The organism is Mesorhizobium sp. M1322 (assembly GCF_040318085.1).
In the GTDB taxonomy this organism is placed as follows: Bacteria; Pseudomonadota; Alphaproteobacteria; order Rhizobiales; family Rhizobiaceae; genus Mesorhizobium.
This window is the reverse complement of the sequence record NZ_JAMYLP010000066.1, coordinates 1-11,941: the sequence shown is the minus strand read 5'-3', so window position 1 is coordinate 11,941 and position 11,941 is coordinate 1. Positions and strand designations below refer to the sequence as shown.

11 protein-coding genes are annotated in these 11,941 nt (G+C 62.4%); 9 read left to right on the top strand and 2 right to left on the bottom strand.

The window, feature by feature from the left end:
• Nucleotides 1-17 precede the first annotated feature (17 nt).
• Entirely contained in the window at nt 18-1,127 is a 1,110-nt protein-coding gene (locus NKH12_RS21675) for a fatty acid desaturase family protein (RefSeq protein WP_352955008.1), read from the bottom strand.
• Between the two features lie 159 nt (nt 1,128-1,286).
• On the opposite strand from NKH12_RS21675, the gene NKH12_RS21670 reads away from it, so the two are divergent.
• The 8 genes from NKH12_RS21670 to NKH12_RS21635 all read left to right on the top strand — a co-directional run bounded on the left by NKH12_RS21670 (nt 1,287) and on the right by NKH12_RS21635 (nt 8,559).
• Nucleotides 1,287-2,318: a LacI family DNA-binding transcriptional regulator gene (locus NKH12_RS21670; protein WP_352955007.1), complete on the top strand. Its 1,032-nt coding sequence runs from the start codon at nt 1,287-1,289 to the stop codon at nt 2,316-2,318.
• 368 nt (nt 2,319-2,686) lie between these two features.
• Nucleotides 2,687-3,628, top strand: coding sequence for a sugar ABC transporter substrate-binding protein (locus NKH12_RS21665; protein WP_352955006.1), 942 nt, complete (start codon nt 2,687-2,689; stop codon nt 3,626-3,628).
• Nucleotides 3,629-3,879: 251 nt separating this feature from the next.
• The gene (locus NKH12_RS21660; RefSeq protein WP_352955005.1) at nt 3,880-4,956 is read left to right on the top strand and encodes an ABC transporter permease; all 1,077 of its coding nucleotides are present in this window, start codon (nt 3,880-3,882) and stop codon (nt 4,954-4,956) included.
• Between the two features lie 2 nt (nt 4,957-4,958).
• A complete protein-coding gene (locus NKH12_RS21655) occupies nt 4,959-5,726 on the top strand; it encodes an ATP-binding cassette domain-containing protein (RefSeq protein ID WP_029347391.1) in 768 nt (255 codons plus the stop codon).
• 129 nt (nt 5,727-5,855) lie between these two features.
• A complete protein-coding gene (gene iolG / locus NKH12_RS21650; protein ID WP_352955004.1) occupies nt 5,856-6,857 on the top strand; it encodes an inositol 2-dehydrogenase in 1,002 nt (333 codons plus the stop codon).
• 23 nt (nt 6,858-6,880) lie between these two features.
• Nucleotides 6,881-7,675, top strand: a complete 795-nt coding sequence (locus tag NKH12_RS21645) for an SDR family oxidoreductase (protein ID WP_352955003.1) — start codon at nt 6,881-6,883, stop codon at nt 7,673-7,675.
• A gap of 198 nt (nt 7,676-7,873) precedes the next feature.
• Nucleotides 7,874-8,140, top strand: coding sequence for a type II toxin-antitoxin system Phd/YefM family antitoxin (locus NKH12_RS21640; RefSeq protein WP_352955002.1), 267 nt, complete (start codon nt 7,874-7,876; stop codon nt 8,138-8,140).
• Complete coding sequence (locus tag NKH12_RS21635; protein ID WP_352955001.1) at nt 8,137-8,559, top strand: type II toxin-antitoxin system VapC family toxin; 423 nt, start codon at nt 8,137-8,139, stop codon at nt 8,557-8,559. Before NKH12_RS21640 ends, NKH12_RS21635 begins: the two co-directional genes overlap by 4 nt.
• 497 nt (nt 8,560-9,056) lie before the next feature.
• Here the strand turns inward: NKH12_RS21635 and NKH12_RS21630 are convergent, their stop codons facing one another.
• The gene (locus NKH12_RS21630; RefSeq protein WP_352955000.1) at nt 9,057-10,208 is read right to left on the bottom strand and encodes an ISNCY family transposase; all 1,152 of its coding nucleotides are present in this window, start codon (nt 10,206-10,208) and stop codon (nt 9,057-9,059) included.
• 322 nt (nt 10,209-10,530) lie between these two features.
• Here NKH12_RS21630 and NKH12_RS21625 point away from each other — a divergent pair, with 322 nt between their 5' ends.
• A complete protein-coding gene (locus NKH12_RS21625) occupies nt 10,531-11,622 on the top strand; it encodes a 3-deoxy-7-phosphoheptulonate synthase (RefSeq protein ID WP_352954999.1) in 1,092 nt (363 codons plus the stop codon).
• The last annotated feature ends 319 nt before the right edge of the window (nt 11,623-11,941 follow it).

Genomic DNA, 11,941 nt, shown 5'->3' with positions numbered 1-11,941 from the left:
CCTGGCATGGGCGCATATCATTCCGCTGCTGCCGCGACGGCATCGTTATCGTTGTGGAATTCGTCGCGATAGGGCTTGGCGGTCGGCGGCAGCGCGCGCTTGACGAAATAGTCCTCATTGCGCAGCTGGCGCACGAAGGCAGGGATCATCTCGCGATAGCCCGCCAGGATCGACGGCGTCGGCGCCGGCAGATCGTGCTTGATCAGCTCATGCAGCCTCGGCAGCGCGTGATAAGGCACCATCGGGAACATGTGGTGCTCGACATGGTAGTTCATGTTCCAGTAGATGAAGCGGCTGATCGGGTTCATGTAGACCGTGCGGCTGTTGAGGCGATGGTCGATGACATTTTCGGCGAGGCCGCCATGCTGCAGCAGGCCGGTCATGACATGATGCCAGGCGCCGTAAAGCCTGGGCAGACCGACCAGCATCAAGGGCAGGAACGAGCCGCTGTAAAGCGCCAGCGCGATGGTCGCGGCATAGATCGCGGTCCAGATGCGGGCAATGCGGATCGCCTTTGGCTGCTCCTGCTCGGGAATGAAGGTCGTTTCCGCCGGGCTGATGATACCGGTCGCATTGCGCACCATGTCGGTCATGGCCTGCCAGGCATCGACAATGCCGAAGAAATTGAGCACGACGCGCAACAGGTCCGGTGGGCGCATCACCGCGATTTCCGGATCGCGGCCGACGATGATCGTATCGGTGTGATGCCGCGTATGGCTCCAGCGCCAGGTCACCGGATTGCGCATGATCATGAAGCAGGCGATCTGATAGATCGCATCATTCATCCACTGCGTCCTGAACGCGGTGCCGTGACCGCATTCGTGCCAGCGTGAATCGGTGGAAGAGCCGTAGAGGACGCCATAGACGAAGAAGAACGGCACGCACCACCACGTGCCCCAGAACCAGGCACCGCCCGCGCCGCTCAGGATCAGGGCGCCGAGCCAGATGGTGGTGTCGCGGATCGCCGGTCCATCGGAGCGCTGCATCAGCTCCTTCATCCGCTTGCGGGGCACGTCGGTATGATACCACTCGGCCGCCGCCAGCCCGGTCTCGACGGCAAGCTTCGCGTCGCGGCCGAACAGGCTGTAGTCTCGCCGGGATGGCATTGCGGATAGTGTCGCTTCCATTGAGGCTGCCTTCCGTCGGCATCCGTCAGAACGGGTGCCTCTGTCACAGGTGCTTATGTCGTAAGATAACGCCAAGCCATGATAGGCTCAATGTCACAAAGATAGTTTCTATCATTTCCCATCAGAATGATGTAAACTTTGGCAAGCGGAGAGACAGCCATGGCAAAACGGCCGACCATCACCGATCTGGCGCGCGCCTCCGGCGTCAGCGTCGCCACCGTCGACCGGGTGCTGAACAATCGCCTGCCGGTGCGCGAGGAAACCGCGCGCCGCGTCTATGAGGCCGCCACCAGCATCGGCTACCACGCCGCCGGACTGATCAAGCAGCGGATGCGCCAGGAACTGCCGGAATATCGGCTCGGCTTTCTGCTGCTGAGGGGCAATGATGTTTTCTACAGCGATTTCGCGCGGGAGCTCGAACTGGCGGTGTCGCAATCGCAGCGCTTCCGCGGCGTCGCAACTATCGACTTCGCCAGTTCGCTGGCGCCCGAGGAGATCGCTGCCCAGATGCGCAAGCTGGCGGCGAAATCCAGGGCCGTCGCCCTTGTCGGTCCGGACCATCCGACGCTGGCGGCAGCCGTCGAGACCCTGAAGGCAAGGGGGCAACCCGTCTTCTCGCTGCTGTCCGACTTTGCCGCCGGCAGCCGCGAAGGCTATGTCGGCCTCGACAACCGCAAGGTCGGCCGCACCGCGGCCTGGATGATCGCCAAGGCGGCGAGGAAACCCGGCAAGGTCGCGCTTTTTGTCGGCAGCCATCGCTTCCATGGCCATGAGCTACGCGAGATCGGCTTCAGATCATTCTTCCGCGAGCATGCGCCGGAATTCACGGTGCTGGAGACGCTGGTCAATCTGGAGGCCAACCAGGTGACCCATGATGCGATGATCGATCTTCTGGCGCGGTACCCGGATCTTGCCGGTTGCTACGTCGCCGGCGGCGGCATGGAAGGCGCGGTTTCCGCGCTACGGGCGGCCGGGCCGGCAAACATGCCGGTGGTCGTCTGCAACGAGATCAACGCCGTGTCGCGCGCGGCGCTCGCCGACAACATCCTGACCATGGTGATTTCGACGCCGCTGGCAGCACTATGCCGCGAGCTTGTCGGGCTGATGGCGCATGCCATCGAGGCAGGCGCTGCCAATGCGCCGGGCCAGACCTTCCTGCCATTCGATATCTATCTACCGGAAAACATCTAGGTTCGGGCAAAACATCTGGGCTCAGACAGGTTCAGATCGGGCACCGCAATCCGTCGGCAATGATGTGAACCATCAGCTTGATGGATTCTCGCAGAAAATTCGCCGACCCTCAGCCGCGGTATTCGAAAATCCGTCATCTGATTTCGGAATCTCCTTGACGCCCGCACGCGGAATGGAATAAATATTTCACCGGATAGGTATTTTGGTTCTTTCGTTCCGGAACATCTGTTTCAAGCAGAGGGCATGGCGTTCCAGTCGACGCGGAATCCATCGGGAACGGAGTGGCAATCGGGAGAGATTCCCTGGGAGATCGGGGATTCCGGGTAGATCGGTGCAGCCGGACACCAATTCTGTGGAGGAGAGATAAAATGAAGAAACTGATTTTGGGCGCCGCATTCTTGGCGCTGATGAGCTCGTCCGCCCTCGCTGCCAAGATCGCCGTGTCGATGGCGCTGTTCGACGACAATTTTCTCACCGTGCTGCGCAACGGCATGATCGAGCAGGCCAAGGGCATGGAGGGCGTGGAACTGCAGGTCGAGGACGCGCAGAACGACGTCGCCAAACAGCTCGACCAGATCAAGAACTTTGTCGCCTCGGGCGTCGACGCGATCATCGTCAATCCGGTCGACACCTCGGCCACCCAGGCGATGTCGGACGCCGCGGCTGCGGCCAACGTTCCGCTGGTCTATGTCAACCGCGAGCCGGTCAATGTCGACACGCTGCCGGACAACCAGGCCTTCGTCGCTTCGAACGAGGTTGAGTCAGGCACTCTCGAGACCCAGGAAGTCTGCCGCCTGTTCAAGGAAGCCGGCAAGACCGAGGCCAATGTCTATGTGATCATGGGCGAGCTGTCGAACCAGGCCGCGGTGCAGCGCACCAAGGACATTGACGATGTGATCGCCACTCCGGAATGCAGCTTCATCAAGATCATCGACAAGCAGACGTCGAACTGGAAACGCGAGGAAGCGCAGAACCTGATGACCAACTGGCTGTCGACCGGCAAGCCGTTCGATGGCGTGATCGCCAACAATGACGAAAGCGCCATCGGTGCGATCCAGGCCATGAAGGCTGCCAACATCGACATGAAGTCGGTTGTCGTCGGCGGCGTGGACGCCACCCAGGACGCGCTTGCCGCGATGCAGGCCGGCGATCTCGACGTGACCGTGTTCCAGGATGCGGCCGGCCAGGGTGCCGGGGCGCTGGACGCGGCGCTCAAGCTTTCCAAGGGCGAGGCGGTTGAACAGAAGGTCTACATTCCCTTCCAGCTGGTCACGCCGGCGAACATTGACAAGTTCCTGCAGAAGAACTGAGGCGGGGACGGTTTTTCGGAGCGGCGCGGCAGAGCATCGGACCGCTTGAGAATCCGGTGTTCGAAGAACAAAAAAAGCGCCGCTCCTCTTCCCCTCATCGCCGTGGACAGACGGCGGGAGGGCGACTGCGATTAGAGCGGCGTGCATCCATTTGGACGCATGAAAGTACGCTCTAAAACTTTGAGGCTACGCATCGTGCTTTCCGAAAATCGATTTTGATTTTCGGGCCGATGCGGTCGGAGGAAGCAGATTTGGCACAGACAACCCATGGCGTCGGCGGACGCAGCTATGATGCGAAGAGGCGCACATGGCCTGCCGAATTCAATGTTTTCCTGGCGCTCATCATCCTGGTCGGCGCCTTCGAGCTGATAGGCCGCGTCTTTCTTGGCGACAGCTTCCTGTTCAACACCCGCGCCAACGTCGATACGATCTTCAACGAGGCGCGCCTGCAGATCATCATCCTGCAGGTGTCGATCGTCGGCATCATCGCCATCGGCGTGACGCAGGTGATCATTTCCGGCGGCATCGATCTTTCCTCTGGTTCGGTCGTCGGCGCCACGGCGATGATCGCCATGAGCTTCGCCCAGGTGGCGACGGTCAACGGCAACCCTAACCCCAAAGCGATGTTCATCGAGCAGGGCTGGACCGACCTGCCGGTGATCGTGCCGGTGCTCGTCGCGATCGGCTGCGGCCTGCTGGCGGGCCTGATCAACGGCACCCTGGTCGCCTACACCCGCATTCCGCCGTTCATCGCAACGCTCGGCATGATGGTCACCGCGCGCGGCGTCGCCAAATGGTGGTCCAAGGGGCAGCCGATCTCGTTTCCCACCGAGAGTTTCGCCGCCATCGGCAAGGGGCTGATGCCGATCATCATCTTCATATCGCTCGCGATTTTGTTCCAGCTGATCCTGTCATACACCAGGTACGGCAAGCACTGTTATGCCATCGGCTCCAACGAGGACGCCGCCCGCATGTCCGGCATAAATGTCCAGAACCATAAGATCCTCGTCTTCGTCATTGCCGGCATTCTCGCCTCGCTGGCCGCCGTGGTGCTGAGCTCCAAGAACCTCACCGCTCAGGCCGGCATGGGCGTGATGTACGAGTTGGACGCGATCGCCATGGCGGTCATCGGCGGCGTCTCGCTGTCGGGCGGCCGCGGCTCGATCATCGGAACGGTAATCGGTGCGCTGATCTTCGGCGTCATCATCTCCGGCTTCACCTTCCTGCGCCTCGACGCCTACTACCAGGAGATGGTCAAGGGCGTGATCATCATCGGCGCAGTCGTTCTCGACCAGTGGCGGCAGCGCCTGCGGGCAATGAGGGCTTGATCATGTCAGACATCGTCCTGAAGACCGAAAACCTGACCAAATACTATGGCGGCGTGCATGCGCTCGAAGGCGCGAACTTCGAACTGCGCAAGGGCGAGCATGTCGCGATCATGGGAGACAACGGCGCCGGCAAATCGACCTTCGTGCGCCAGATCACGGCCGTCGAGCAGCGCACCAGCGGCAAGGTCTGGTTCGACGGCAAGGAAGTGAACTTCGCCGGCCCGATCGCAGCGCGCGAGGCGGGCATCGAAACGGTGTTCCAGAACCTGGCGCTCGCCGACGATCTCGACGTGCCGTCGAACCTGTTTCTCGGCCGCGAAAAGGTGCTTTTCAATCTCGGGCCTTTCTCGATCCTCGATCGCAAGTTCATGCGTAAGGCGACCGAGGCAGCGCTGATCCGCACGGCGGTCAAGATTCCCAACCTTTCCAACACCATCCGCCACATGTCGGGCGGCCAGCGCCAGTGCGTGGCAATCGCCAGAACCGCGACTTTTGCGTCCAAGCTCATCATCATGGACGAGCCGACGGCAGCACTTGGTGTGCAGGAGACGATGCAGGTCGAAAACATCATCCGCACGCTGAAAGCCAATGGCGAGCCGCTGATCCTGATCAGTCACAACATGCGCCAGGTGTTTGATCTGGTCGACCGCATCGTCGTCTTCCGACGCGGCCGCATCGTCGCCAATCTGCGCAAGCAGGACACTGACGGCAACGACGTCGTCTCATACATCACCGGCGCCAAGACCGGGGAGGCAGAACTTGCCGCCTAGGGCGAATGCCGGCGCGGCGGGTCATCAACCCGCCGCCGATCAGCCGCAATAAGAAATCTACCGCGCCTTGCCCCGAACGGTGCAGTAAAGACGCACTTCCATTTCGAACAATCCTCAAAGGAAATTTCCATGTCTCTCCGCTTCGCTCTTCTCGGTGCCGGCCGCATCGGCAAGGTCCACGCCCGTGCCGTCGGTTCCAATCCGCAGGCCAGGCTGGTCGCAGTTGCCGATGCCTTCGAGAAGGCAGCGACGGAGCTGGCGTCGGCCTATGGCGCGGAAGTGCGCACTATCGAGGCCATCGAAAAAGCCGGGGATATCGATGCGGTCATCATCTGCACGCCGACCGACACCCATGCCGATCTGATCGAGCGGTTCGCCAAGGCCGGCAAGGCGATCTTCTGCGAGAAGCCGATCGACCTCGACGCCGGCAGAGTGGAAGAATGCCTGGCCGTGGTCGACAAGGCCGGCGCCACTTTGATGGTCGGCTTCAACCGCCGCTTCGATCCGCATTTCGCCGCCCTGCGCAAAGCGATCGACGACGGCGCCATCGGCACCGTCGAGATGGTGACCATCACGTCGCGCGATCCCGGCCCGCCGCCGCTCGACTATATCGGCCGCTCGGGCGGCATTTTCCGCGACATGACCATCCATGATTTCGACATGGCGCGCTTCCTGCTCGGCGAGGAGCCGGTGGCGGTCAGCGCCCATGCCTCAGTGCTGGTCGACAGACAAATCGGCGAGGCCGGCGATTTCGACAGCGTCAGCGTCATCCTCGAAACCGCCTCCGGCAAGCAGTGCATCATCTCCAATTCGCGGCGCGCCACTTATGGCTACGACCAGCGCATTGAGGTGCATGGCTCGAAAGGCATGGTTGCGGCCGAGAACCAGCGGCCGGTGTCGATCGAACTGGCCAATGAGAAGGGCTATACGCGCCCGCCGCTGCACGATTTCTTCATGACCCGCTACCTCGACGCCTATGCCAACGAGATCGCTGCCTTCATAGCGGCGGCGACGTCAGGCAAGAAGGCGGCGCCGAGCGGCAAGGACGGGCTCGTCGCGCTGAGGCTGGCGGACGCAGCGCTGAAATCGGCCAGGGAAGGCAAGACCATTCGCCTCGACAAGACCATCTGAATATCAAGCACAGGAGCAAGGCGATGAACGGTTCCGCCGGTCGCAATTCAGAAACACGCGCCATCGTCACCGGCGGCGCGCAAGGCATCGGCTTCGCCGTCGCCGAGGCGCTGGCCGACGAGGGCTGCCGCGCCCTGGCGCTGGTCGGCCGTTCCAGGGAGAAAGGCGACAAGGCGGTCGCCGAACTTGGGAAAAACGGCGTCGACGCCATCTTCATCAGCGCCGACGTCTCAGTGGTGGCCGACTGCAAGCGGGTCGTCGAAACGGCGATCGCTCATTTCGGCACCGTCAACGCGCTGGTCAACGCCGCCGCCACCTCGGCCCGCGGCTCATTGGTCGAGACCTCCGAGGAAACATTCGACCAGATCTTCCAGACCAATGTGCGCGGCCCCTTCTTCCTGATGCAGGGCGTGGTGGCGCAGCTGCTCGCCCGCAAGGCACCTGGCTCGATCGTCAATGTGCTGTCGATGTCGGCGCATTGCGGCCAGTCGTTCCTGGCGCCCTATTCGTCGAGCAAGGGCGCCCTGGCGACGCTGACCAAGAATGTCGCCAATGCGTACCGCAGCAACCGCATCCGTTGCAACGCGGTGCTGCCCGGCTGGATGGACACCGAGGGCGAGGCAATCGTGCAGAAGAAATGGCACGATGCCCCTGACAACTGGCTAGAAAAGGCCGAGGCGGCGCAGCCGATGGGCCAGTTGGTGAAGCCGGACCAGCTTGCCAGGCTGGTCAGCTATATGGTCAGCCCGCAATCCGGCGTCATGACCGGATCGCTGGTCGACTATGACCAGAACATCGCGGGATCGTCGCCGGAGTAGGATCAGCCGAGTAGCCTCACGTTCAGAAGCAGCTCGGCCATGCGTCGACCGAGATGACCCGAAAATATGAACGCGGCGTGATCGGTCCGACCAAACTCACCAAACGCACTGTGGTTCTGACACTCCTCTCCCTGCCTGTTGCCGCCACATCGCCATTCCCATATAGTCAAGATAGTCAGAATGGTCATGGAGGTAGAGATGCAGTCTGCATCTAAAGAGGGTCCCAACTGGACGGTCGCCGGCGCAAAGGCCCGGCTCTCGGAAGTTATCGAGCGCGCGCAGTCTTCGCCGCAGACGATCACCAGAAACGGCAAACCAAGCGTGGTTGTCGTCTCGGCCGAGGAATGGCAGCGCAAGACCGCGCGCAAGGGTACGCTTGCGGAGTTCCTGATGGAGTCGCCGCTGCGCGGCGCCGATCTCAACCTTGAGCGTCAGCGCGACGAACCTCGTGATCTGCCGCTGTGAGGCTACTGCTCGATACGAAAGTCCTGTCCGAGGTGACAAGGCCGGCGCCGGACGCACGCGTTCTGGACTGGCTGGACGGGCTTGATGAGGACCGCTCATTCATTAGCGTCGTGTCGATCGCGGAGATCCGACGCGGCGTCGCCCTCATGGATGAGGGCCGGAAACGCGAGGCACTGGCCGAATGGCTCGCTCGGGACCTGCCGCAGCGCTTCGAGCAGAGGGTTCTTCCGGTGGACGAACCGGTTGGCTTGGCTTGGGGCGACCTGATGGGCCTTGCGAAGCGCCGCGGTCGCGGTCTGTCGTCGATGGACGGCCTGATTGCAGCCACGGCGATTGCGCGGCAGCTCACCTTGGCAACGCGTAATACGAACGATTTCGAAGGCTTTGGAATTGAACTCTTCGATCCCTGGACTGCATGAGCTGCTCGGCCCTGCATGTCGGGCCTCGAAAGCGACCCGATGAATCCTCGTCACAAGAGAACGTCTCTATGCACTCATATGCCTTCGCGATTAGCGAAAACGCCCATCACTTCGTCATCCACGGGCGGAGCAAGGAGCGTAGCGACGCAGCGCAGACCCGAGGATCCACGCCGTGACTTCAACGCGTTGCCACGGTGCAGAATTCTGCTCCGCTGCACTCTTCGGCTAGGGTCACGGAATGGATCCCAGGGTCTCCGCGACGGAGCTACGCTCCTGCTTCGCCCAGGGATGACGAAGTTCGGGGGCTTCAGCCAATCGCGAATGGGCTGCAGGTAGACCTCCTCCCGATCAGCCACTGTCGGTAGCTTTTCAAGTTGTCCGGTTTTGGTAGCACATCACCTGTCCGCTTCTGTTTCTGTTGTCCGGTGGGGCGGCTGCGGTCAGGCGCGTCAGCGGCTGTCCACAGGGTCCATTGGATGGAGCGGCGTCGAAGCGGTTCACGCTGCGCTCCTGAACTGGGGTAGAGCTTGTGGGGCGCCGTCGGCCTGGTAGCGGGCGATGGCGCGCGGCCCGTGGAAGACGGCGAGCGCGCCGTCCGGATACTGGCGCACTTTCACCCGCGCTTTCACATAGTGATGACGCAAGAGACTTTCAGGCAGTTGCAGGACGAGCCGGCCCCACGAAACCGTGTTGTCGCGGGCGACGACACGGTCCTCTTCGACGCACAGGATCTCGGCCAGCAGCGCCGGGTCGACGGCCACGAAGGCGCTTTCGGCGACCGCGGCCGGCTTTGCGAAACGGGCGTTGTGGGCCGGCACATAGACCTCGGCCAGAAAGCGGTTGGCCGTGTCGACGTCGCCAATCCCGGCCAGCTTCAATTCTTTGGGCAGACGATCCTGCAGCGTGGCGAACATGCGCTCCGAGCGGCCGCGCGCTTCGGGCGAATAGGCCGGGATATGCTCGATGCCAAGTCGTTCCAAGGCCCGGCCGACCTGGGTCAGCCGGCTCTTGTCCACCTTCTCGCCGGCCTTGAGCGTCACGAAATAGTGGCTGCCGCGATCGGTGTAGAGGCTCGACGGCAGTCCCTTGGCGACTAAGGTCTCCAGAAGTCCCTGAAAGCTCGACGCCGTGCCCTCTTCCTCGACCAGGACGGCCGAGTAGGTCGTGCTCGTCGCATCATCCATCGTCACGATCAGGTCGAGCGGCGGCTGGCCTTCCACCCAGGCATGCCGGCTGCCGTCCTGGTGCAGCATCATCCCCTCGCAAGGCTTCCGCGGCCGCTTGCGCCGGTGCGCCCCGCGCCGCTTCGCCCGACCAACAAGCCCCGCCGCGTGCAGCTGCGTCTTGATGAAGGTGTAGCCCCAGCTGAAATGGTGATCGCGCAGCAGGTGCTCGTGAAAATGCTTCACGTTCCAGCCAAGGTAGCGATGACGATAAAGCATCAGCATCTCCTCGATCGCCTCCGCCGGAACCCGGCGCGTCGAAATCTTGCCCAAGCGCCGATCGAGCAAGCCAGCTTCCCCAGCCTCTTCGTAACGGTCCCGGTAACGCCGAAACTGCCGTTCCGACATGCCGAGCAACTCGCCAGCCTCCATCATCGAAAGGTCGCCGCCTTCCCAGCGGCGCAAAACACCAACAAACTTCTGCATTCTCCGGTCCTGTAGCCATGCTGCCCGCTTCATCCCCAGCCTCCGTTCGCTGGTGATCAAACCGGACAACTCATCTGCTACCTAATCCGGACAACTCATCTGCTTACGACACCTCCCGATCAGCCACGTGACAAGCGCCTCCGCTTCGACTATATGAGCCTCATGATCAACCTGACCGCCACGTATTGGTACTTTAGCAGCTCGCTGGCGGCGGGAGGATTGCGCTCGATCTGAAGATTGCAGCAACAACATCCGAACAGCCGCCAGACCTGGCGGCTTTTTTGTTTCAGCCGGCAGGTCTCCCAACCAGGGGCAGAAAGCCGTGTTGACCACCACCGACGATCTTCGGGTCAAGGAAATAAGGGAATTAAGTACGCCGGACCAGGTGATGCGGGAGATACCGCGCACGCTGACGGCGACGCGAACCGTTGCCGCGTCACGCAACGCCATCCACGCGGTGCTGACCGGTGCCGATGACCGGCTGGTCGTCGTCGTCGGCCCCTGTTCGATCCACGACCCTGCCGCTGCCGTCGACTATGCCAGCCGTCTGGCGGCGCTGCGCGAGGGCCTGTCGGACCGGTTGGAGATCGTGATGCGCGTATATTTCGAGAAGCCGCGCACGACGGTCGGCTGGAAGGGCCTGATCAACGATCCCGACCTGGACGGCAGCTTCAAGATCGACAAAGGACTGAGGCTGGCCCGCAACGTGCTCTCCGCCGTCAACAATCTCGGCCTTCCGGCAGCGACCGAATTCCTCGACATGGCGACCCCGCAATACATTGCCGACCTCGTCGCCTGGGGCGCGATCGGCGCGCGCACGACAGAGAGCCAGATCCATCGCGAACTCGCATCCGGCCTGTCCTGCCCGGTCGGCTTCAAGAACGGCACCGACGGCAATTTGCGGATCGCCGCCGAGGCCGTGAGATCCGCCGCCCAGCCGCATCATTTCATGGCGGTGACGAAGGGCGGGCGCAGCGCCATCGCGACGACCACCGGCAACGAGGACTGCCACGTCATCCTGCGCGGCGGCATCGTGCCGAACTATGACGCGACGAGCGTCGCTGCTGCCTGCGCGGAACTCGGCCGGATCGGTGTCGCGCCCCGGCTGATGATCGATGTCAGCCACGCCAACAGCAACAAGAAGCCGGAGAACCAGCCGATAGTGGCGGCTGACGTGGCGGGCCAGGTTGCGGCAGGCGACGAGCGCATCGTCGGCGTCATGATCGAGAGCAACCTCGTCGCCGGCCGGCAGGAGGTCATGCCCGGCAAGCCGCTGGTCTATGGCCAGAGCATCACCGATGGCTGCATCGACTGGGCAACCACGGAGACGGTGCTGCACGGCCTTGCCGACGCCGTCGAGCGGCGCCGGTCGGCACGACGCGCCATGATGGAGAGCCGGCCGGGAGCTGCCTGAAAACGCAGTTGAATTGCCCGCGGCATGTGCAGTTGGCTTATCCGGCGGCGCCTTCTTGACAGGTCGGCGCCGCCCCTCATTGCCCTGCCGGGCATTTCTCCCCGTATAGTGACAGGGAGAAAGACGCCGTCATCAAGGGCTTCGCCAATCACCATCGTTTTAGGGAAGGTGGCGAGGTCGCGGCGAGCCCTTTCTCCCCGTCGCTATACGGGGAGAAGGGGCCGGTGTCCGAACCGGATAGATAGGTAACAGAATGGACCGATTGCATGGGTGACAGTTTTCTTGTCCGCCGGGAGGACCGGCGATGGTTTGGCGAGAG